Source organism: Acinetobacter sp. YH12142, from assembly GCF_013418435.1.
GTDB lineage: Bacteria > Pseudomonadota > Gammaproteobacteria > Pseudomonadales > Moraxellaceae > Acinetobacter > Acinetobacter amyesii.
The window spans coordinates 20,673-43,574 of the sequence record NZ_VPCB01000017.1; the positions used below are offsets into that span (position 1 = coordinate 20,673).

The 22,902-nt window shown below is 40.3% G+C and carries 18 protein-coding genes and 5 tRNA genes; 15 read left to right on the forward strand and 8 right to left on the reverse strand.

Features of this window, described 5'->3' with window-relative positions:
* Entirely contained in the window at positions 1–744 is a 744-nt protein-coding gene (lldR, locus tag FTU77_RS12790) for a transcriptional regulator LldR (protein WP_078189144.1), read from the reverse strand.
* A gap of 32 nt (positions 745–776) precedes the next feature.
* On the reverse strand, positions 777–2,444 hold the full coding sequence (lldP, locus tag FTU77_RS12795) for an L-lactate permease (RefSeq protein WP_171256696.1): 1,668 nt from the start codon (positions 2,442–2,444) through the stop codon (positions 777–779).
* A gap of 618 nt (positions 2,445–3,062) precedes the next feature.
* Here lldP and argG point away from each other — a divergent pair.
* Positions 3,063–4,406, forward strand: a complete 1,344-nt coding sequence (argG, locus tag FTU77_RS12800) for an argininosuccinate synthase (RefSeq protein WP_078192912.1) — start codon at positions 3,063–3,065, stop codon at positions 4,404–4,406.
* Between the two features lie 82 nt (positions 4,407–4,488).
* On the opposite strand, the gene FTU77_RS12805 is transcribed toward argG, so the two are convergent.
* Entirely contained in the window at positions 4,489–5,745 is a 1,257-nt protein-coding gene (locus tag FTU77_RS12805) for a diguanylate cyclase (protein ID WP_180055963.1), read from the reverse strand.
* Positions 5,746–5,896: 151 nt separating this feature from the next.
* Between FTU77_RS12805 and pyrC the strand changes: the two genes are divergently transcribed.
* The 14 genes from pyrC (at position 5,897) to FTU77_RS12875 (ending at position 17,114) form a co-directional block, all read left to right on the forward strand.
* Positions 5,897–6,931 (forward strand): dihydroorotase, encoded by a 1,035-nt coding sequence (gene pyrC / locus FTU77_RS12810; RefSeq protein WP_111885770.1) that lies wholly within the window; start codon positions 5,897–5,899, stop codon positions 6,929–6,931.
* Entirely contained in the window at positions 6,916–7,575 is a 660-nt protein-coding gene (gene rnt, locus FTU77_RS12815) for a ribonuclease T (protein WP_078192915.1), read from the forward strand. The genes pyrC and rnt overlap by 16 nt, the downstream gene beginning before the upstream one ends.
* 20 nt (positions 7,576–7,595) lie before the next feature.
* Positions 7,596–7,671 (forward strand) — tRNA-Glu (locus FTU77_RS12820).
* A 201-nt stretch (positions 7,672–7,872) separates the two neighbouring features.
* Positions 7,873–10,410, forward strand: coding sequence for a TonB-dependent receptor plug domain-containing protein (locus FTU77_RS12825; protein ID WP_180055964.1), 2,538 nt, complete (start codon positions 7,873–7,875; stop codon positions 10,408–10,410).
* Between the two features lie 60 nt (positions 10,411–10,470).
* A complete protein-coding gene (locus tag FTU77_RS12830) occupies positions 10,471–11,307 on the forward strand; it encodes a hypothetical protein (RefSeq protein WP_180055965.1) in 837 nt (278 codons plus the stop codon).
* On the forward strand, positions 11,304–12,071 hold the full coding sequence (locus tag FTU77_RS12835; protein WP_180055966.1) for a hypothetical protein: 768 nt from the start codon (positions 11,304–11,306) through the stop codon (positions 12,069–12,071). The genes FTU77_RS12830 and FTU77_RS12835 overlap by 4 nt, the downstream gene beginning before the upstream one ends.
* A gap of 65 nt (positions 12,072–12,136) precedes the next feature.
* Positions 12,137–12,289: a hypothetical protein gene (locus tag FTU77_RS12840; RefSeq protein ID WP_168379378.1), complete on the forward strand. Its 153-nt coding sequence runs from the start codon at positions 12,137–12,139 to the stop codon at positions 12,287–12,289.
* 128 nt (positions 12,290–12,417) lie between these two features.
* A complete protein-coding gene (locus FTU77_RS12845) occupies positions 12,418–13,848 on the forward strand; it encodes an amino acid permease (protein ID WP_180026815.1) in 1,431 nt (476 codons plus the stop codon).
* 191 nt (positions 13,849–14,039) lie between these two features.
* Positions 14,040–14,115 (forward strand) — tRNA-Glu (locus tag FTU77_RS12850).
* Positions 14,116–14,238: 123 nt separating this feature from the next.
* Positions 14,239–15,657: an amino acid permease gene (locus FTU77_RS12855; protein WP_180055967.1), complete on the forward strand. Its 1,419-nt coding sequence runs from the start codon at positions 14,239–14,241 to the stop codon at positions 15,655–15,657.
* Between the two features lie 109 nt (positions 15,658–15,766).
* Positions 15,767–16,672, forward strand: coding sequence for an alpha/beta fold hydrolase (locus FTU77_RS12860; protein WP_180040730.1), 906 nt, complete (start codon positions 15,767–15,769; stop codon positions 16,670–16,672).
* 132 nt (positions 16,673–16,804) lie between these two features.
* Positions 16,805–16,880 (forward strand) — tRNA-Glu (locus tag FTU77_RS12865).
* 24 nt (positions 16,881–16,904) lie between these two features.
* Positions 16,905–16,980: transfer RNA gene (locus tag FTU77_RS12870), tRNA-Glu, on the forward strand.
* Between the two features lie 58 nt (positions 16,981–17,038).
* Positions 17,039–17,114 (forward strand) — tRNA-Glu (locus FTU77_RS12875).
* A 66-nt stretch (positions 17,115–17,180) separates the two neighbouring features.
* Here the strand turns inward: FTU77_RS12875 and FTU77_RS12880 are convergent.
* From FTU77_RS12880 to FTU77_RS12900, 5 genes are all read right to left on the reverse strand, one after another.
* Entirely contained in the window at positions 17,181–17,825 is a 645-nt protein-coding gene (locus FTU77_RS12880; protein WP_306669904.1) for a YiiX family permuted papain-like enzyme, read from the reverse strand.
* 43 nt (positions 17,826–17,868) lie between these two features.
* The gene (locus tag FTU77_RS12885; RefSeq protein WP_180055968.1) at positions 17,869–19,113 is read right to left on the reverse strand and encodes an NADH:flavin oxidoreductase/NADH oxidase family protein; all 1,245 of its coding nucleotides are present in this window, start codon (positions 19,111–19,113) and stop codon (positions 17,869–17,871) included.
* A 112-nt stretch (positions 19,114–19,225) separates the two neighbouring features.
* Complete coding sequence (locus FTU77_RS12890; protein WP_180055983.1) at positions 19,226–20,827, reverse strand: ABC transporter ATP-binding protein; 1,602 nt, start codon at positions 20,825–20,827, stop codon at positions 19,226–19,228.
* Positions 20,802–21,815 (reverse strand): ABC transporter permease, encoded by a 1,014-nt coding sequence (locus FTU77_RS12895; protein WP_180055969.1) that lies wholly within the window; start codon positions 21,813–21,815, stop codon positions 20,802–20,804. Before FTU77_RS12895 ends, FTU77_RS12890 begins: the two co-directional genes overlap by 26 nt.
* Complete coding sequence (locus FTU77_RS12900; RefSeq protein ID WP_180008291.1) at positions 21,815–22,882, reverse strand: microcin C ABC transporter permease YejB; 1,068 nt, start codon at positions 22,880–22,882, stop codon at positions 21,815–21,817. Before FTU77_RS12900 ends, FTU77_RS12895 begins: the two co-directional genes overlap by 1 nt.
* Positions 22,883–22,902 lie beyond the last annotated feature (20 nt).

The following is a 22,902-nucleotide window of genomic DNA, read 5'->3' on the forward strand; positions in this document are numbered from 1 at the left end:
TTATATCCTGTTTAATCGACTGGCACGCTGACGTCGAGCTTCTTCTTCATCAATCATACGCACCTGTTGTACTACAAACTCAATGTGTCCACAGACTGCTTTACGTGCAGCTTCAGGATCACGACGTTCAATTGCATTCATGACTTGAAAGTGCTGATCATGCAATTGATCAAATCGGTGTGCTTCGCTATAAACTTTTCGACGACCTAAAACGACATTAAATTGCAACAGATCAAATAGACCACGCATCATCTGAATCAACACTAAATTGTGTGAAGCTTCAGCAATCGCCAAATGAAATTTGGCATCTGCACGCGCTGCTTCATCGTCATTGCCTAAAGCCTGAAAATGATTAATCTGATCATAATAATGTCGGATATGTGCCAAGTCCTCTGCTGTAGCACGTTGTGCCGCATACCATGCAGTACCGCCTTCCAAAATAATGCGCGCCTCTTGCACATCAAAACGGTAGGCAGGGTCTTCACTAATCAAACTGCTGATAGGCTGCACAATTTGATAACTCGACCAAGTCGCTGGTAATTGCTTTAAAAAAGTCCCCGCACCGACTTTACTGACCAACACGCCCATGCTGGTCAATTGAGAAATCGCTTCGCGTAAAGAAGTGCGTGAGACGCCAAGTTGTTCACACAGTTTCCGTTCAGCAGGCAGACGATCTCCAACTTGCATATTGCTTTCTTCAATCAATACGCGAAGACTTTGAACAGTTTTATCAGAGACTTTCATCTGCTTTCCTTAACGTTGTTACACAATTCGTGTTATGGAATCATCCAAGGGAACACATAAGCTTGTAGGGTGATTAAAATCCCCATCATGATTGTGAACGTTATACTGTGTTTTACGGTAAAACGGAATAAATCCGACTCTTTACCCACCAAGCCAACTGCCGCACATGCAATTGCAATTGACTGGGGTGAAATCATTTTTCCAGTCACACCACCACTGGTATTGGCAGCAACGAGTAATACTTCTGGCACACCAATTTGCTGTGCAGTGGTTGCCTGTAATGCAGCAAATAGTGCATTGGCTGACGTATCTGAACCCGTGAGGAAGACACCAAGCCATCCTAAAAATGGTGAGAAGAAGGTAAAAGCTTGACCTGTATGCGCAAGTGCTAATGCCAATGTTGCCGACATCCCTGAATAGTTGGCGATAAATGCAAAAGCCAAGACCATCCCAATCGAATAAATTGGAATTTTTAATTCATTAATGGTTTCACCAAAGGTCACAATCGCGTCTTTCGGCTTCATTTTTAAGAAAATAATGGTAATGATCGCAGCAATGACAATTGCCGTACCTGTTGCCGAAAACCAGTCAAATTTATAGATGGCATCGTAGTCCTTCATTTCAGGTACGACTGGCGGCATCTTTTGAACCAATTGATGTAAAAATGGCACTTTGATCGAAATAACCAAATCATGTAAAGCACCGTCTTTGGTAAATAAATCCTTAAACGGTTTAATACTCCAGATCGTGACCATCACCGTTAAGATCGCAAATGGCGACCACGCTTTTGCAATTTGACCCAAGCTATATTTTTGCTGTTTTTGTGCAGCAACATCTTCACTCATCGTCGCATCTTGATCTGCAAATCGGAAAATATGTTTAGGCTGCCAATATTTAAATAAAATCGTTAATGACACTAAAGAGGCAATCGCCGCGGTAATATCGGGTAATTCAGGACCGACAAAGTTCGACGTTAAATACTGTGCAATCGCAAAGCTACTCGCCCCAACAACCACCGCAGGCCAAGTTTCCTTCACACCGCGCCAGCCATCCATAATCGCCATAATCCAAAACAGTACAATCGGCACCATAAATGGCAGCTGTCGACCAACCATCTGACTGATTTCCATCGTATCAACACCAGACACTTGTCCAGCAACGATAATTGGAATACCCATCGCACCAAAAGCCACTGGCGCAGTATTTACGATCAGACAAAGACCTGCCGCATATAAAGGCTTAAAGCCTAAACCTACCAATAGTGCTGCGGTAATCGCCACAGGAGCACCAAAGCCCGCCGCACCTTCTAGGAAAGTACCGAAAGCAAAGCCGACTAACAGCATCTGTAAACGTTGATCTTCAGTAATGGAAAGTATCGAAGAACGGATGATGTCAAACTGCCCTGTTTTGACTGAAATTTTATACAGGAACACCGCACCAATAATGATCCATGCAATCGGCCATAAACCGTAGAAGAAACCATAAACCATCGAAGCCAATGCCATAAGCGCAGGCATGTCATAGGCAAATAAAGACACCAACAGTGCCAGTACAACGGTGATCGTACCTGCCACACTGCCTTTTAAACGAAATACAGCAAGCGCCAAGAAAAAAAAGATAATCGGAATGAGCGCAATTAAACTTGATATCCATATATTCCCCATTGGGTCATATATTTGCTGCCATTGAAGCATTGTCATCTCCTTGAAATGCTTACTAAGATTTAATTATTAAGCAATATCAGCATGTGGTCTTTTTATCATTGGTATGACCAATATAAAATCAAAGACATAAATACTCATACTGTTGCTGAAATACTCCGCAATTTTTAATTATTTCAACTCAATCATTCAAGCTTTTCCTATTTTTGGTATGACCAATATGTAATGCAAAAACATTATTTTTCCGTTTAAAAACCTCCATATCAACTTTTAAATATCTGTTTTGTATTTATTATTTACAACTAAACTTTATAAAATATACTTTAGTCTAATAACCACGCTTTGTTTGACCTCAGTCTCATTTCAATGAAAAGCATAAAAACCAAATTAACCCAATAATGGTATGACCATTAATTTAAATCAAATAGATTTCTTTATATGTGCAACCTTTTTCTTTCAGAAAATGCCTTTTCCGCCCGCAAAAACTGGATGAAGTATTCATCAATAGATTTCAACGATCATTTTTTTCTACCTCATCGCTTGTATCTCATGATTTTTTAGAAAAACCGTGCAGAAAAGTGCTACAATCATGCACATATATGTATTCTTTCAGGCCACCCATTCTCGGTGCCTATATTTATATCGTTAGGATTAACAATGACTGATAATGCAACTATCTTGCAGAATGTCCCAGTTGGCAAAAAAGTTGGTATTGCCTTCTCTGGTGGTCTAGATACTTCAGCTGCGCTTTTGTGGATGAAACAAAAAGGTGCAGAACCTTATGCTTACACAGCAAACTTAGGTCAACCTGATGAAGACGACTACGATGCGATTCCAAAAAAAGCGGAAGCGTATGGCGCAGTTAAAGCTCGCTTAGTTGATTGTCGTTTACAACTTGCATTAGAAGGTATTGCGGCTATTCAATGTGGCGCTTTCCACATTTCAACTGGTGGTATGCCTTATTTCAACACGACTCCTCTTGGTCGTGCAGTTACAGGTACGATGCTTGTAACCGCAATGAAAGAAGATGACGTAAACATCTGGGGTGACGGTTCGACTTATAAAGGTAACGACATTGAACGTTTCTACCGTTATGGTCTATTGACTAACCCAGCACTTAAAATTTACAAACCGTGGTTAGACCAAACCTTTATTGACGAATTAGGTGGCCGTGCAGAAATGTCACAGTTCCTAATCGACAACGGTTTTGACTACAAAATGTCAAAAGAGAAAGCGTACTCAACTGACTCAAACATGTTAGGTGCGACTCACGAAGCAAAAGATCTTGAATACCTTAATGCGGGTATCAAAATCGTAGACCCAATCATGGGCGTTGCTTTCTGGAAAGATGACGTAGAAGTTAAAGCTGAAGAAGTTTCTGTAACTTTCGAAGAAGGCTTCCCTGTTGCATTAAACGGCAAACGCATCGAAAACCCTGTTGAATTCATTCTTGAAGCCAACCGTATCGGTGGTCGTCACGGTCTAGGTATGTCTGACCAAATCGAAAACCGTATCATTGAAGCAAAATCTCGTGGTATCTACGAAGCTCCAGGTATGGCACTTCTTCATATTGCTTATGAACGTTTAGTGACTGGTATTCATAACGAAGACACCATCGAACAATACCGTATTAACGGTCTGCGTTTAGGTCGTCTTCTTTACCAAGGTCGTTGGTTCGATTCTCAATCATTAATGCTTCGTGAAACTGCGCAGCGTTGGGTTGCTAAAGCAATCACTGGTACTGTGACTTTAGAACTTCGTCGTGGTAATGACTACACTATTCTAAACACTGAATCTCCTAACCTCACTTATGAAGCTGAGCGTTTAACTATGGAGAAAGGTGACTCTATGTTTAGTCCTGCTGACCGTATCGGTCAATTGACTATGCGTAACTTGGATATCACAGATACTCGCGCTAAATTAGGTATCTACACAAACTCTGGCTTACTTGCAGTAGGTACAGGTTCTGCAGTGCCTCAATTAAAAGACAAAAACAAATAAGATTTGTTGAGTCATAAAAAACTGCGCATTTTGCGCGGTTTTTTATTGCCGATTTCAGAGAAGTTCTCAATTTTATTAAACATTAAGCCACATGTGCTGAACGAATCGACTGATAGTAAATTTGATTCCGGCCTAATTGTTTCGCACGATACAACGCCTGATCGGCAATATTTAACAGTTCATCCTTCGTCATATTTTCAGCACGATATACCGTAATACCCAAACTAATAGTGACGTGATTTGAAACCTGTGATTTGGCATGTGGAATTTCTAAACGATCGATTGCTTTATAAATATTTGACGCTACCGCATAAGCACCATGCGCATCGGTTTCAGGCAATAAAACCACAAATTCTTCACCACCATATCGCGCTACAAAATCCATATGTCGAATGGCATTTTTAATGGTTTTGGCAATGGTTGAAATTACATCATCGCCTTTTTGATGACCGTAGAAATCGTTATAGTTTTTAAAATGATCAACATCGATAAATAGCACAGCAAGCGAGGTGTTATTACGTCGAGATTGCTCATAAAATGTATCAAGCATTTCATCAAAAGTACGTCGGTTTGAAATCTTGGTTAATTCATCATGCTGACTTAAATGTAAAAGCTCTGTGGTATGAATACGATGGATTTTTTCACTAATATCCGCGCGCAGCATATTCAAAAATATCATCCGTTCACGCGCACAGAGCATCTTACTGATTGCAAAACCCAATACACAGCTTCCAATCAGTACACGCCCCAACACCATCACATCAAATTTCACTTCTAATGAAAAAAGCATCAACATGGTGACCACAGCAGCCAACAATCCAGACATCAACATTTGGACTGGTTTAACCCCCGTCAAAATATAGCTCAAGATGTAAATCATACAAAGGATCATCATGGCCTGATGTTTAAGTGCTTCGGTATACACGGTCATGGTGAGCCAAGACATTGAAATAACTGCCCAAAACACTACAAACATACTAGCATGTGAAAAATAAGGCTTCAGACGGTCGTAACGAGCAAAGGCATATAAAGTCAGAAGACACAGCGCACCATTGAGCTGACCAAGCAAACAACGAATAAAATCATGCACAAAATGCTGTTGATTAATTATCCAGTAATCTCCGGGAATGATCAGCATCGTGAGCACAAAGTAGATCAACACTCCCATCCAAAAAAAATGACGTATGTTGGTTTGCGCACGATCGAGGCTTAAAGTCCAAAATTGAGTTTCCAGTTTTTTAGGAAACATTTCCCCTACACGACGAGTTTGCCGTGTAATCAGTTCCTCTATTTTTTCTTTATCGTATTGCAACTTTGCAAGGTTATACTTGTATTCCATTTCCAAGCATTTATCTAATTCTTTTAGTCATTTAAAAATACCACAGTTTTATTCTTTATTTATATCTGTTCAGTCATTTGTACAGAAATCTCGTTACCATTTTCACATTATTTGCATTATCATTTGTTTTATTTCCAAGCTTGGAATCGCTGTGAATACGATTACTCTTCTTCAGCCAGATGATTGGCATGCACATTTACGTGACGGTCTAGCCCTAAAGCGTACAGTTCCTGATTTAGCACAACAATTCTCTCGCGCGATTTGTATGCCAAACACCGTACCACCGGTAAAAACCGTTGAAGAAGCAAATGCATACCGTGAACGTATCATGGCACATGTTCCTGAAGGCGTTCACTTTGACCCGCGCATGGTGCTCTATTTCACAGACAACACACCTGCAAGTGAAGTTAAAAAAATTAAAGAATCTGAGCATGTTAATGCCATTAAGCTCTATCCAGCAGGTGCAACCACGAACTCAGACAGTGGTGTCAGCGACATTAGTAAAGTCTATGGTGTGATTGAGCAACTCGAAGAGCACCAAGTGCCATTACTGTTACATGGTGAAGTGACACATAACCATGTCGATATTTTTGACCGTGAAAAACGTTTCCTTGATGAAGTACTTTCTCCACTGTTAAAACAGTTCCCTAAATTAAAATTGGTGCTAGAACACATCACCACCAGTGAAGCTGCGCATTTTGTATTAGAACAAGACCGTAATGTCGCTGCGACAATCACACCGCAACATTTATTGTTTAACCGTAATGATATGTTGGTGGGTGGTATTAAACCGCATTTCTATTGCCTACCGATATTAAAACGTCAAACCCATCAGCAAACTTTGCTTGAAGTCGCGACCAGTGCGAACCCTAAATTTTTCTTAGGTACAGACAGTGCGCCGCACTCAAAAAATGCTAAAGAAAATGCATGTGGCTGTGCAGGATGTTATAGTGCACCAACAGCAATTGAGCTATACGCTCAAGCATTTGATCAAGTCGGTAAAATCGACCGTTTAGAAGGTTTTGCAAGCCACTTTGGTGCAGACTTCTACGGACTCCCTCGAAATACCAATACCATTACTTTGGTAAAAGAAGATCAAGTGATCCCTGAAAGTTTAGACTACTTGGATGGCGAAAAAATTATTCCGTTGTATGCGGGTAAGACCATCCAATGGAGAAAAGTGTGACAGATGAAACTCGACCAGTCATTGGTCAACGTTTCCGTGGATTCCTACCTGTTGTTGTCGATGTCGAAACAGCAGGTTTTAATTCACAGACCGATGCCTTACTGGAAATTGCAGCTATTCCTATTGTGTATGATGCAGAAGGTAATTTTGTACCGGGTGAAGCCCACCATGCACATATCAATCCGTTTGAAGGTGCCAACCTTGACCGTCGCTCACTGGATTTTATTGGTGTAGATCCATTTAATCCGATGCGTATGGCCATGGCTGAAGATGAGAAATCAGCATTAAAACGTATTTTTAAGTCAGTGAATGAAGTACGTCGCCAACAGAACTGCACACACGCGGTTTTAGTTGGTCATAATGCCCATTTTGACTTAGGTTTTGTACAGGCAGCGATTGCACGTACAGGGACAAAAAATCAAAATCCTTTCCATAGTTTTTCCGTATTCGATACAGTGACTTTGAGCGCTGTAATGTTTGGACAAACTGTGCTGGCAAAATCATGTATTCAGGCAGGTATTGAGTTTGATGGCAAAGAAGCACACTCTGCACTTTACGATACTCAGAAGACCGCTGAACTGTTCTGTTATATTTTGAACAAACTCGGCCCTCACCTACTTGACACTATGATGGCGGATCAATAAGATACCGCCATCTTCTAAACGTCCCTATCGTCTAGAGGCCTAGGACATCGCCCTTTCACGGCGGTAACCGGGGTTCGAATCCCCGTAGGGACGCCAATTCTTATTCAGACTTTCTCCAAGCTGATTATTCAAGTCTATTGAATACACATCACCATCTCTTCTGATTATTCAAAATTTTCATTGAATTCGCTGTGTATTAAAAAATCACTTATTGCAAATAATTCTCATTTCTATTGATTATTTTTATAAGGTTAATGATAATCGCTATCGTTTTTATCTGCATAATTGTTGACAGCCATGCGCTTTGCCTATTCTCCCCTCAATCTCGCAATTTTGACTGCTTTAGCATCTCAAGCTTATGCTAATGAAATTGATACAACTCAATTTATTCAAAGCAATAATCTCAAAATGTCGCCGATTGAAGTTGAAGTCAAAGCCAAGCCAGAAGTAGGTACAACCGTCTACTCCAAAGAAGATTTAGAAAAAACGCCGAATAGTTCGAAAAATATCACAGACTTTTTAAAAGTTAATCCAAATGTGCAGTTTAGCCGTGAACAACGTTCTGCAGATTCACAGGCTGAGCTACGACCATCCGAGATATCTATTAATGGCGCGCAAACTTACCGAAATAAATTTGTAATTAACGGCGTCAATACCACCAATAACCTTGACCCTCTGGCAAGCGGCAACTCCTATTCAGGCAAGCTTGATGGTGGCTCACAAGGGATTGCCCTAAATACCGATTTAATTTGTAAATTAGAATTGATCGATAGTAATGTTTCTGCAGCATACGGCGAATTTACAGGTGGTGTAGTTAATGCTGAAACTTGTGCACCAAATACTGAAATTGGCAAAATCCACGGCTCCGTTACTTACGACTACACGGAAAGTGATTGGTCACGTTATCATTTTACCGATGAAGAAGAAGCTGCAGAGTTTGAAGATCCAACATCATCAAATAATAAAGAATATAAAAAACACGGCCTAAGCCTGAATCTATACAGCAAACTCTCTGAACAATGGGGCATCAATAGTTATGCCTCTAAACGTGAATCCATCGTTCCAGTAATGAGTGGTTTAGAAGATCGCAGTAAAGTCAAAAGCGAGCGTATTAATATCAACTTAGGGACTACCCTTTTTTACACACCTTCGGACACAACCAAAGCGAAGTTTGGCTTTGATTTAGGGGATTTGGACAGTCTAAATTTCGTTGATAAGCGAATAAATTCAAAAAGTATTAGCAATACAGAAACGTTGACATTTTTTGGTGAATTAGAAAGTAAACTCAATAATTCAACATTAAAACAAAATATTAGCTATCAAACGCTAAGCCAAGCACGTGAAAATGATTCAACTACCGGCATTCTTTGGAAGCAAACACCAACTAAAAACTGGAGTTCCAATCCAGGTGAAGGTGCCACAAGTAGTGATATTGAATTACACCAAGATACATTTTCGTATAGTCTAAAAAATGCGTTTGATACCATTCAGATTGGCAACAGCATGCAACAATTAAGCTTTGGTATGGGCTATGACTATTCTAAAGTTGCATGGGAACGGCCTAACGATGCCTATATGTATAATCAGCCTAAGACTTTTACATCTAGTTCAGGCATTAGCTGTACGGCAGGTGATATTCTTTGTGATGAAGCAACGGATGAAAATAACTATCAAGGCCAATATCAAACAAATGGCAAGTATTATCAAAAAGGTAAAGTTAATATTGACCAACAACGTGTGCATACCTTCATTGAAAACACATCGACTTGGGATAATTTTTCAGCGCGTATAGGTTTACGTGCAGATTATGACAGCTTGTCGAAAAATTTAAATATTGCACCTCGTACTGCCTTTAACTATAAGCCGCTAAAAAATGATCTTTTGTCCTTCACTACGGGATGGAATCGATATTATGCAAACTATACCTTAGCCACTGAACTGCAAGATCAGCCTGCATTTTTGGAATACAATTTAAAACGCACAAAAAATCAAACTGAAGACTATTGGACTCAAACTGGGTTATCAGATTTAATATTAGCTAATTCCAATATTCAACGTGCCAATTTAAAGACCCCTTATGCTGACGAAATTGTGTTTGCCATTAATAGCCAAGTTAAAAACTGGAACCTTGGTCTGAAATGGGTGAATCGCGATAGCAAAGATGAAATCACAAAAAATCGTTTTATTGATCCAACAACCAGCAATACCATCGATCATTTTAAATACAGTAATAGTGGTAAAGCAAAAGCTGACATTTACACACTCACACTCAGAAATACGCTGCCAGTCGTATATAAAAACTCTCTGCACGGGTTTAACTTTGGCTTTGATTACACTGAATCAGAAAAAAATTATTTAGACTATTCTGAGTCATATAACGTTAACAGTAATACGGCTGCTGAAGATCGCGATATTATCTTTAACGGCAGCCTCATCCAATTTAATGAACGTCCTGTTGAAAATTTCAATCAGCCTTGGACTGCTCGTTTTGGTTGGGACATTGAGTTTTCAAATTTACCATTAAAGATTAATAACTTCTTAAGCTACAAATCTGAATATAAAGATACGTATAAACTAAAAAACAAAGTTGAATATGATGGTGTCCTGTTGGAAGCCTATGCTACAGATACGATTAGACCTCGATTTAGTTGGGATATGCGTACCACTTATGATTTCAATTTCGCTAAAGACTACAAAGCAATATTCGGTTTAACCATTAACAATATTATCAATCGACATAATATCTATACCACCCCAGGTATTAGTGAGTCGACCAACAGACTTAGATCTGAAATTGGACGACAGTTCATTGCTGATGTCACATTTAAATTTTAAACTTTCCCCTATCAAGCGCGCCTCAAAACGCGCTTGATTCATTTTTAAATAGACTAAAACATGAAAAAAATAATCTTACTCTTTGGCCTGTGCATAGTATGTCTCGGTATCTTCATCTACATTTTTAGACCCGAAGCCAGCCTACCGATAAATCATTCAAATACTGTTGAGCACGATGCCAATCAGACAAATCAAACAGCATTGAATGATGACCAAGAATCTTCTATTCCCGAAACCAACGATCATGACACTCAAATACAAGCGAAAAAAACCAAAAAATTGAGCGAAGAAGCAATACAGTATTACCGAACAGCAAGTAAATACGGTTGGGAGTCAATCGTTCGTGATTTTGAAAATGGAACCATCCTAAAAAGTAAAATGCCTAAAGGGGAAATAGAAAAACTTTGCGAAATTGCACTGAGTCAAAGCACTGCCGATAAAACCAAACGCTTATTTAAAGCAAATTGCAAACCACTCAATGGCCGTTCATCCTCTATGATTATTAATGGCGCATTAACCAATGCAGAAGGCAAAATAGATCAAAACGAAATCATTGAAAAATTAAAACTCTACAAGTCGGAAAATGTTTTACAAACACACGTTACGTATAAATTTGGCCCGTATGAAGAAAAAAGCTCTTTGCAATCCAAAGCAATTGGCTGGGGGCTTGAAGACGTTTCTGATTATTTGCTGAGTATTGGAGTCGATTACACGGGCGTGGATGGTAATTTAATTTTAGACAATATCAAAGGCCGTAACCCTTCTGTGAGTTTGGTTCAAAAACTACTGAATGCAGGAATCGAGCCCAATAGTAACGTTTATAAACAAATGGAACAGAATGACTTTTCAACCAAATATCCTGACGTTTACAATTTATTAAAAGCACACAAACCATGAAAAACATCGTTATTACCAGCTGCCTGCTAATGAGTATGTATTGCTTTGCAAATGCTCCAGTGCCACAAAATCACGCTACCAATGCACCATCAGTGAAAAACATTCACGACTTTAAAAAGATCAAAGGGATGACAAATGATGCATCTCGTTATTATAAATTTATAAACATATATGGTTGGTCAGCCATAGTGCAGGAATTTGAAAATAAAAATATTCAAAACAGTAAAATGAAAAATAAAGAAGTTAAAAAAATGTGTGACACAGCGCATCTTATACTTCCACTTCAAGATATCAAGCGACTGATTGCTGCTGATTGCAAACCCAGCTCAAACGATGTGACTTTTAACACCATCAATAGGATTTTAAAAAATGGCGATGGTTCTATTAATGAACAAGAAATTATTGCCAAATTAGAATTTTATAATGCATTAGGATTATTAAAAACACATCAAACATACGGCCGTGGCTATCGTGCAGAAACATATAATTTACTCTACAAAGCTGCCGGTTTTGGTTTGCCTAATGTTTTTGATTATCTACTTAATATTAGACTCACAGTAAAATATACCGATGGTAACTTACTGAATACACATTTTGATGGTCGCTCCCCACAACTCGCTTTAACCCAAAAAATTTTAAAACTGGGTGTTGAGCCAAATGCTTCAACCATCACGATCATGCAACAACGGAACTTTAAACAACACTACCCCGACATTTACCAAGTCATCCTGTCCAATCTAGAACAGAAAAACCGTAAACTTTAATTAATTACAGCCTGACTGGTTTTGTTTATACTTCAGCTTGATCTATTTTGATGTAAGAACACCCTATGTTTAAAAAGTTGCTCTTGGTTTTAGCCATCTTATTTCCATCTGCACTCTATCTGTATATTGTGAGCCGCGATGACAACAAAGCCCCTGTAGCTGAACAAACTCAAGTACCTGCAACTTCTGAAGCTGAGTATCAGACTCCTGACCATTAATCCAATGGTCAGTGCTAAAGATTTAAATTTTAGATCAGTATTATCACATTATAAGAAAAATTCGATTTATCAATCATTTCACTGCATTCAATCATAAAATATACCTTTCATTCAATTTTCATTTCACTATGCAATCTCCCTCTGAACCTTCGCAACACTCGTCTGCTGAAGGTAAAAGTCCATCGCTTAAACGTGCGATGACGACTCGACACCTTGTGATGCTCTCACTTGGTGGTGCAATTGGTACTGGTTTGTTTATGGGTTCAGGTGAAGTTATTTCACAAGCTGGGCCTTTAGGCGCTGTTCTTGCCTATATTATTGGCGGTTTGATTGCCTACATGGTCATGCTCTGTTTGGGTGAACTTGCCGTACATTTACCTGTTTCTGGCTCTTTTGGTGCTTTTGCGACTAATTATATTGGCCCGGGTACCGGTTATATGGTGTCTTGGATGTACTGGTTGGGCTGGTCTGCCACCTTAGGTACAGAATTTACTGCGGCGGCTATTTTGATGCAGGAATGGTTTCCACAAACCTCTATTTGGTTATGGACACTGATCTTTGCAGCTGGCGTACTGATCTCTAATCTAAGTTCTACACGTGCGTTTGCAGAGTCAGAATTTTGGTTATCAATGGTGAAAGTTGCAACAGTGTTGATTTTCATCATCCTTGGTTTTGCCTGCATCTTTGGTTTCGTACCTTTCCAAGGCTATGAATCAGCTCCAATGTTCCACAATTTGACAGAACATGGTTGGCTGCCAAATGGTTTGTTCCCACTGTTTGCCACGCTATTGATCGTAAACTTTGCCTTTAATGGTACGGAGATGATTGGTATCGCTGCAGGTGAAACTGAAAACCCTGAAAAGAATGTGCCTAAAGCCATTCATGCTGCGGTATGGCGCTTAATCATTTTCTTTGTCGGCACTATTATCGTCATCAGTTCACTGTTGACCTATACCGATGCAGGTTTAAATGTCGGTGGACATGGCGGATTAAGTAGTAGTCCATTCGTTTCCGTATTTAACCTGATGGGTATTCCCTATGCAGAAGACTTGATTCGTTTTGTCATTATTACGGCTTTACTGTCTACAGCTAACTCTGGTTTATATGCTGCATCACGTATGATGTGGGCGCTGTCCGCACAAAAACAATTACCACGTGCTTTCGGCAAATTAAGCAAAACTGGTGTGCCTTATATTGCTGTATTGGTCACTATGATCGGTGGTTTACCGGGTCTATTGTCAGAACAATTTGGCGCAGATGTGATCTTCAAGAACTTGATGGGGGTTGCCGCTTTCACCATGGTGATCGTGTGGATGAGTATTTGTTGGAGTCAATTTAACTTCCGTCGCCAATGGCTGAAACAAGGTCATAGCGTGTCAGAACTTAAATTCCGTACACCATGGTTCCCACTGGTTCCAATCCTTGGCTTTGTCTGCTGTACCGCAACAGGTTTAAGTATGGCTGCAGATCCTGAAATGCTTTCAGGCTTTATTGGATGCTTGATCTTTATGGCGGCATGTTATGCAGGTTATTATTGGTTATATCATAATCAAGATTAAGCTGATTTAATGATTAATCTTTAAAGCGAATCCAAAGCCATTGGGTTCGCTTTTTTATTTTCAAAGCCTTTCTTTTCTATAATTTATTAATCGTTGATTTATATGTTTAAATAACAGACAAATGAGCTGAGATTTAAATTTTTTCTTTGACTCACATCATGTTTATTCATACTATGACAGCACCTTAAAACGTCCCTATCGTCTAGAGGCCTAGGACATCGCCCTTTCACGGCGGTAACCGGGGTTCGAATCCCCGTAGGGACGCCAATTCTTCTGTCAGTTCTGACAAACTTAAAGTTTATTTATCTATAATTTATATTAATTGATTGCATCATCATTACATTCTTCTCTACAATTACTCGCTTCATTATTTGATTCTCCTTTTTCTCTATGCAGTCATCACATTCTCCGAATGATGCTTCGCATCAGGGCAATTCTGCGCCGTTAAAACGCGCTATGAGTACTCGACATCTGGTGATGATTTCGCTTGGCGGCGCAATCGGTACTGGTTTATTTCTTGGTTCGGGTGAAGTCATTGCACAAACGGGGCCTGTAGGTGCCATTATTTCGTATTTTTTAGGCGGTATTATCGCCTATATGGTGATGCTTTGCTTAGGCGAGCTCGCTGTACATATGCCAGAATCTGGTTCATTTGGCGCTTATGCTAAACGCTATATCGGACCTGGTACGGGTTATACCATCACTTGGCTCTATTGGCTGACATGGTCAGTAACGCTAGGAACTGAATTTACCGCTGCTGCACTTTTAATGCAGGAATGGTTCTCAGACAGCTCTATGTGGATGTGGACCTTAATCTTTGGTGCTTTTGTATTCTGCTTGAATATGATTTCAACCAAATGGTTTGCTGAATCTGAATTTTGGCTAGCTTTAGTCAAAGTGATTACCGTTGTAGCCTTTATTATTTTAGGTCTATTGGCCATTTTTGGTGTTTTAGGCTATCGAGGCTATGAAGCTGCACCGCTGTTTAGCAACCTCACTGCACAAGGCTGGTTCCCTGAAGGTTTGTTCCCAATCTTCGCTACAATGTTGATTGTTAACTTTGCATTCTCAGGTACTGAACTGATTGGTGTTGCTGCGGGTGAAACCAAAGATCCAGCGAAAAATGTGCCTAAAGCCATTAACACGGCGATTTTCCGCTTATTGATTTTCTTTGTGGGTACCATTGTTGTTATTACTGCACTATTACCACACCAAGAGGCCGGCTTATCTGCCGAAGGTGTAAGTAGTTCACCTTTCGTAACGGTATTCCAGCACATTGGTATTCCTTATGCAGAAGACATTATCCGCTTTGTCATTATCACAGCCCTACTTTCTGCTGCAAACTCAGGTTTATTTGCTGCATCTCGAATGATGTGGTCATTGTCCTATAGTAAGCAATTACCTGCAGTGTTCTCTAAAGTGAACTCGCGGGGTATTCCTTATGTTGCCGTGATTGTGACCATGATCGGTGGTATGCCGGGCTTACTTTCTGAGCAATTTGCACCAGAAACCATCTTCAAAAACTTGTTAGGTGTCGCGGCATTTACCATGGTGGTGGTATGGATGAGTATTTGTTTAAGCCAATTCAACTTCCGCCGTCAGTGGTATAAAGAAGGCAAAACTGCAAAAGATTTAGCTTTTGCTGCACCACTCTTCCCAATCGTGCCGATACTCGGTTTTGTATTCTGTCTTATTACCTGTATTAGTATGGTATTTGACCCAGAAATGTTAACTGGCTTTATCTGCTGTATGATCTTCATTGTGGCGTGTTATATCAGCTACTACACCTTGTATCACAACAAAGATTGATCTGCGTTGTCATACCAAACACGATAAAAGAGTAACTTCGGTTGCTCTTTTTTTATGGCTATATTTTAATAAAAGTAGAATAAAAACTGGTCCGTCGATGAGGTGCAATATGCAGATCATCTTTATCCATGGCATGAATCAACAACAACAAACTGCACGTACGCTCGAACAGCATTGGCTTGCACTGTTGTCTCAAGGCTTAAAGCAAAGCCATCAAGAGACTTTTTTATCGTATATACAGCACCATATGCGCATGCCTTTTTATGGAGACTTACTCACGCGTTATCATTTGCAGAATATGCTTCAAGCCAGCACCTTGACACCTCAAACGTGGCCACATTTTCCGTTTATCCATCGCACTGAACTCCCAGAAAAATCACCAAAAGTACTTGAGCATCATGCTGTACAAAATAATCTACCTGACATCACCCTCAATGATGCTATTGGATTAAGCCAATCATTCAAATCGATCACTGCACTTGGCAAAGATCTTGTCCTACGCGATTTTGCAGTTTTAATGAATTATTTCCCAAAATTACATGCCACACTTTTGCATAAATTTTTGGTCGAAACTTATCTCTATTTATCCAATCCACACTTTATTCAGGCAGTTCATACTCGTCTGCATGAGCAATTACATCAAACGAAACCCACCCTGTTGATTGCACATTCGCTAGGTAGCGTGATTGCGTATCATTTTTTACTGTTACATCCTGAACTCAACATACAGCGCTTTATCACCTTGGGCTCACCTTTGGCTTTTCGTGTCATCCAAGCCCACTTACCTCAGCCTTTACAGCGACCTGATGCAATTTCAGGCGATTGGTTAAACTTTTATTCACATGATGATTTTCTCAGCGCTTTTCCACTGAGTCAGGCACCATTTGATTTTCAACCCGCCATTATCAACCAGCAAATTCAGACATCGATTGAACACCCACACGATATTGCTGGATATTTAACGCATCCAGAAGTTATTGCTACAATCTTACAAGTGTTGAAAAAACCGACATAAATAATGTATTTTTCAAACATTTTTAGCAAATTGTTTTAATTTTATGCACTCAACAACAAAAACTGAATTTATTTATAGAAAAGCGTTTGACACCCCCCGATTTTCACCCTAATATACGCCCACCTCTGAAACGTCCCTATCGTCTAGAGGCCTAGGACATCGCCCTTTCACGGCGGTAACCGGGGTTCGAATCCCCGTAGGGACGCCAATTTTCAGAAGTACATTTTATTAAGTCCCTATCGTCTAGAGGCCTAGGACATCGCCCTTTCACGGCGGTAACCGGGGTTCGAATCCCCGTAGGGACGCCATTATTTAGTCTAAAAACTTAGACTGAAATAAACGGTTTTAAAATTTGCTTTCTGTACTGTCCCTATCGTCTAGAGGCCTAGGACATCGCCCTTTCACGGCGGTAACCGGGGTTCGAATCCCCGTAGGGACGCCATATTCGAGTTGGTTTTAATCACTCATTAAAAAGCTCAAGCATTGCGACTTGGGCTTTTTTATTGCCTTAATTTCTAAATATTTCTTTTAAAAGTTTTGAATCATAAATGGCCTTAGGGGCAATCACCTGCTCATTCAGCGGAATATTTTGACCATAGCGCTGCCGCATTAGACGCTGGACTTCATTTTGTTTTAAATCAAATTGTTTCAGTTGTTGTAATGGAGAAAGTTCGATTCCTAAAGCATGCTGATAAGCTTTCCAAACAATTTCAGAACAGTAAATTGCACGGTCATCCCATTCAAAATATATATCATAGGGTTTGCCCAAGTACTTTTCTGCATGTTGTACCAACTTCGTTTTCTGCGGCACATTTAAGGGTTGTTTGAGCCTTTTTACGACATAGTGAGCATTCTCCCCACGCGTGATCCATTGATTTAAAGCGGTATATTGCACAGGTTGAATAGCTTCGAGCACCCAGGTTTGGTTATTTTTATTTACGATCATGCCCATGTGACTATAGGGCGAATGTGTGGCCTTTTGAATGCTTAAACTTTGCTGTGACTTTGAGATATGAAAAATGATATCCCCCGTCTGAAATACGGACTGGGCATAGAGGGCAGAACTGAGCCCCGAAAGAATGACTATTAATATTAAAATTTTAGACATTTTTATTGTAAGCAATATTGATATGAATAAAGGCAACCATAACATGGATGTATGCCGATTGCCCTTATTCTAATAATTCAATGATTGATTAAGCCGACTTACGTGAATTGACTTGCCCTTTAATGACCGCTGTTAAATTTCCTTTGAGATATTTAAAAAACACTTTTAACGGTGAAAGTTTAGGATTTGGCTGTTTGCCTTCACCAATCGATTTAAACTGAGCGGCATACCAAATAATTTCCATAATCGCCATTTTATCAATCATCGGTATGCCAGTTTTAATTTTGTCCACACCGTAACGAACATCCTGCCCCGCCAATAAACGATCAGCCAAATCGACTTCTACAGCGAAAGGACGTGCAATACCAATAAAATCACAAGCTCCACTGTCTAGTGCAGCATTCATGCCTTGCACGGTTCTAAACCCGCCGGTAACCATTAACGCGCATTTCACTTCTTTACGGATATTGTCCGCAAAATCGAGGAAATAAGCTTCACGAGCAATGGTACTGGCTTTACGTTTTTCTGCTTTAGCACCCGCCATCGCTGGCGCTTCATAGGAACCACCCGAGATTTCAATCATATCAATCCCTGCGGCATCGATTGCCTTAAAGACCTCAATCACATCTGCTTCGCTAATTCCGCCGCGTTGGAAATCAGCAGAATTCAGTTTGACCGAAATGATAAAATCATCGGTCGTCGCTGCGCGAACTGCCTTATAGATTTCAAGCAAAAAGCGCATGCGATTTTCATTTGAACCGCCCCACTGATCTTGACGTTTATTGGTCAGTGGCGACAAAAACTGACTAATTAAATAACCATGCGCACCATGCAATTGCACGCCTTCGAAGCCTGCCTTTTCACAAATGTGTGCGGCACGTGCAAAACGCTGAATAATATCTAAAATTTCATCTTCACGAAGTTCGCGCGGTGTTCCAAAAGTTGTAGCTAACATCGGACTAAATGGTACAGCGGACGGCGCAACCGTTTCCTTATTTAAACCTTTAGGACATTGACGGCCCGGATGTGAAAGTTGAACCAATTGCACCATGCCGTGCTTCTTACCTAACTCAGCCCACTGTGTTAACTGTGCTAAATCTCGCTCAGTTTCAGCGACCACAACCCCCGGCTCATTTTTAGCACAAAAATCCACCATGACATTACCGGTAATGGCACAGCCTAAACCACCCTTCGCCCAAGCTTCATATAACCCAAAATGTAAGTGATTGGGTTGGCCTGCGGTATTGGCCAATGCTTCACTCATTGCACCTTTGATGATGCGATTTTTAAACGTGGTATTACGAATTTTAAAGCTTTCAGCTAAATGGCTCATGACAATGTCCAAAATGAAATAATAAGTCCTGAGTATTTACTCTAATTACTATTTTCTAAAGGTCAAGGATATTTTGACAATGACACTTGTCAAAATATCCATAAGTTTGATTTTAGTATTGGCTGGCTTCAATTAATTTACGGGTATAGTCCGTTTGTGGTCGTGCAAATAGATCTGCGGTGTCTTGAAATTCCATGACTTTGGCATGGCGCAGTACCAACACTTTTTGACACAGGGCTTTGACCACGTGTAAATCGTGACTGATAAATAAATAACTCATATTAAATTCTTGCTGCAAACGCCGTAGCAGCTTCACGATGGCTTTTTGTGTCGTCCGATCTAGTGCCGATGTGGGTTCATCGAGTATCAATAATTTAGGACGTAATACCAACGCACGTGCTAAGGCGACTCTCTGCCGTTGCCCACCCGATAATTCATGTGGATAACGCTGCTTAAATGAGCTGGCTAATTCGACTTTCTGCAAAGCTTCATCTATACGCTGTACAATTTCATTTGCAGATAAATGCTGTAAGGCCAAACCTTCGCCAATGGTTTGCTCTACATTGAGCCGTGGATTTAAACTACTGAATGGATCTTGAAAGACAATTTGAAATTCACGACGTAAAGGTCTGAGCTGTTTTTCTGAAAGTTGATGGATGGCGTGTTGATTTAACATAATTTCGCCATCACTTTCTATGAGCCGAGCAATAGCCAATGCTAGGGAGCTTTTCCCTGAACCACTCTCTCCAACAATACCGATCGACTCACCTTCAGCCACTGTTAAATCCAAAGCCTCTACCGCAACGACATAATCTTTGATGCGGTTCAATAAGCCTTGTTTGACTGGGAACTTCACTCCTAATTGGTGTAATTTTAAAAGTGTCTGCGTTTGTGAAACCTGTATTGCTTTACCAAAATCATGGTCTAATAGATTTTTGGTATACGCCTGCTTCGGTTGCTCAAAAATTTCCTGAACATCTCCTTGTTCCACCACTTGTCCACGATTCATCACAATCACATGTTCGGCATAGCGCTTGACCAAATTCAGGTCATGGCTAATTAAAATCATGGCCATATTACGCTGCTGTTGTAGCGACTTTAATAAATTTAAGATTTGCGCTTGCAAAGTGACATCTAAAGCCGTGGTTGGCTCATCAGCGATTAAAATATCAGGATCTAAGGCCAATGCCATGGCAATCATGACACGTTGTCGCTGCCCCCCAGATAACTCATGTGGGTATCGTCTTAACTTATCTTCAGCATCAGGAATACCAACACCATTTAATAATTCTATAACCCGCTGCCGAGTTTTTGCCTTCGACCATCCCTGTAACAACAGTGACTCACCAACAATCTTTTCAACCCGATGTAAGGGATTTAAAGCTGTCATCGGCTCTTGAAAAATCATGGCAATTTTCTGTCCACGAATGTTTCGGTGCTGCTCAGGACTCAGTCCAAGAATATTTTGTCCATTCAGGCTGACGCTGCCTGTGACCTGCAGATCACTCGACAACAAACCGAGTATAGCTAGGCTGCTAATCGATTTACCTGAGCCGCTTTCTCCAACAATCGCTATCGTTTCACCTGCATGCAATTTAAAATTTAGATCATCAACCAAGACCTGTGCTGCATGTGAAATATGTAAATGTTCCACCTCTAACACGATGGGAGGTACATTAACTTGATGATTATTGACCTCTAGGATCGAATGCATCACGTGTCGCCTCCCCAATGTAAATCAATAAAGACAGCACGATCGCTAAGGTAAAAAACCCCGATAAGGCTAGCCATGGTGCATTCAGATTGTTTTTCCCTTGAAGCAATAACTCACCTAATGACGCTGCATCAGGCGGTAAGCCATAACCTAAGAAATCCAAGGCTGTCAGTGCAGTAATATTTGCCGTAAGCATGAAAGGTAGCTGTGAAAGACTGGAACTCATCGCATTTGGTAAAATATGCCGAAACATAATCGTACTATCTGTGACGCCAAGACTTCGTGCTGCACGGACATAATCAAAATTACGAGCACGTAAAAACTCTGCACGAACCAAGCCGACTAAAGTGGGCCAGCCAAACAACAGCATAATGACAAAGAGCCAATACACACTCGGTGTAAACATACTGACTAAAATCATTACCATGAATAGCATCGGGAGCCCACCCCAGACTTCTAAAATCCGTTGACCAATGAGGTCTATCCACCCACCATAATAGCCTTGTATCGCCCCAACCATGATGCCCAATATTGCTGAAGCAAAAGTTAATACAAAACCAAACAGGAGCGACACACGTAATCCATATAAAATTCGCGCCAGCACATCACGCCCTTGGTCATCGGTACCGAGCCAATTTTGTGCAGTTGGTGCAGATGGTACGGGCACAGCCAGTTCTAAATTCGGTGTTTGATAGGAAAATTTAATTAGTGGCCATACAGCCCAGCCTTTCTCTTCAATCAGTTGCTGAACGACAGGATCTTTATAATCAGCCTCAGTTTCAAATACCCCACCGAATGCGGTCTCTGGATAGCTTTTTAGTACGGGCACATATAAAGAATCATCGTATTTGACCAAGAGCGGTTTATCATTGGCAATAAACTCGACAGCTAGAGACAACATAAAAATCAAGGCAAAGCTGATAAAGCATGTAAAACCTAATTTATTGTCTTTAAAACGTTGAAATCGCGCTTGCATGATCGGAGACATTATTTTGCCCCCTGCGAATCAAAATTAATTCGTGGATCAATCATTTGATACATGACATCACTGATTAATCTTAAGATCAGCCCCATCAAGGTAAAAATAAACAAGGTGCCAAAAATCACTGGATAATCGCGTTGTACGATGGCTTCAAACCCCAACAATCCCAGGCCATCTAGATTGAAAATAATTTCAATAAATAGATTTCCCACAAAGAAGATGCCAATCAAGGCTTCTGGTAGACCAGCAATAACAATGAGCATTGCATTACGAAATACATGCCCATACAGCACACGTGATTCGGTCAAACCTTTAGAACGAGCAGCAAGAACATATTGCTTATTTAGTTCTTCCATAAAAGAGTATTTGGTCAGATAAGTTAAGCCAGCAAAACCACCAATCACCATGGCAAACAAAGGCAACGCCATATGCCAAAAATAATCTGCAATTTTGCCAAATACACTTAACTCAGTAAAATTCTCTGAAACTAAACCTTGTAGAGGAAACCACTGAAAATATGAACCACCTGCAAAAAATACAATGAGTAAAATGGCAAAGGCAAAAGCAGGAATGGCGTAGCCGATAGCCAATAAAATAGACGTACTTTTATCAAATAACAGACCATGTTGACGGGCTTTTTTAATGCCTAATGGAATAGACACCATATAGATCAGCAAGGTACTCCATAAGCCAAGGGATAAAGATACTGGCAGTTTTTCCCAAAGCAGCTGAGTGACAGGCTTATCTTTAAAGAAACTGGTACCAAAATCTAGTGTCACATAGCCCTTTAACATGAGCCAAAAACGTTCGAATAATGGTTTATCGAAACCATATTGCGCTTCGATTTTTGCCACCATTTCTTCACTGAGGCCTTTTGCACCTTGGTATTTACTGCCTGTCGTCGCAGTTTCACCACCACCCGTGTTTCCCATGCCTTGAAAGGATTCTGCTTGCTGTATAGCCTGCTCAACAGGTCCTCCTGGCGCAATCTGAATCACGACAAAGTTAATCAGTAAAATGAAAAACAATGTTGGAATAATCAGGAGCAATCTTTTTAAAATATATGTGCCCATGTTGCTTTCACATTCCTAGT

Coding starts and splice junctions, on each gene's coding strand:
- lldR (WP_078189144.1), bottom strand. CDS start 744: ATGAAAGTCTCTGATAAAACTGTTCAAAGTCTTCGCGTATTGATTGAA.
- lldP (WP_171256696.1), bottom strand. CDS start 2,444: ATGACAATGCTTCAATGGCAGCAAATATATGACCCAATGGGGAATATA.
- argG (WP_078192912.1), top strand. CDS start 3,063: ATGACTGATAATGCAACTATCTTGCAGAATGTCCCAGTTGGCAAAAAA.
- FTU77_RS12805 (WP_180055963.1), bottom strand. CDS start 5,745: ATGGAATACAAGTATAACCTTGCAAAGTTGCAATACGATAAAGAAAAA.
- rnt (WP_078192915.1), top strand. CDS start 6,916: ATGGAGAAAAGTGTGACAGATGAAACTCGACCAGTCATTGGTCAACGT.
- FTU77_RS12825 (WP_180055964.1), top strand. CDS start 7,873: ATGCGCTTTGCCTATTCTCCCCTCAATCTCGCAATTTTGACTGCTTTA.
- FTU77_RS12830 (WP_180055965.1), top strand. CDS start 10,471: ATGAAAAAAATAATCTTACTCTTTGGCCTGTGCATAGTATGTCTCGGT.
- FTU77_RS12835 (WP_180055966.1), top strand. CDS start 11,304: ATGAAAAACATCGTTATTACCAGCTGCCTGCTAATGAGTATGTATTGC.
- FTU77_RS12840 (WP_168379378.1), top strand. CDS start 12,137: ATGTTTAAAAAGTTGCTCTTGGTTTTAGCCATCTTATTTCCATCTGCA.
- FTU77_RS12845 (WP_180026815.1), top strand. CDS start 12,418: ATGCAATCTCCCTCTGAACCTTCGCAACACTCGTCTGCTGAAGGTAAA.
- FTU77_RS12855 (WP_180055967.1), top strand. CDS start 14,239: ATGCAGTCATCACATTCTCCGAATGATGCTTCGCATCAGGGCAATTCT.
- FTU77_RS12860 (WP_180040730.1), top strand. CDS start 15,767: ATGCAGATCATCTTTATCCATGGCATGAATCAACAACAACAAACTGCA.
- FTU77_RS12880 (WP_306669904.1), bottom strand. CDS start 17,825: ATGTTATGGTTGCCTTTATTCATATCAATATTGCTTACAATAAAAATG.
- FTU77_RS12885 (WP_180055968.1), bottom strand. CDS start 19,113: ATGAGCCATTTAGCTGAAAGCTTTAAAATTCGTAATACCACGTTTAAA.
- FTU77_RS12890 (WP_180055983.1), bottom strand. CDS start 20,827: ATGCATTCGATCCTAGAGGTCAATAATCATCAAGTTAATGTACCTCCC.
- FTU77_RS12895 (WP_180055969.1), bottom strand. CDS start 21,815: ATGTCTCCGATCATGCAAGCGCGATTTCAACGTTTTAAAGACAATAAA.
- FTU77_RS12900 (WP_180008291.1), bottom strand. CDS start 22,882: ATGGGCACATATATTTTAAAAAGATTGCTCCTGATTATTCCAACATTG.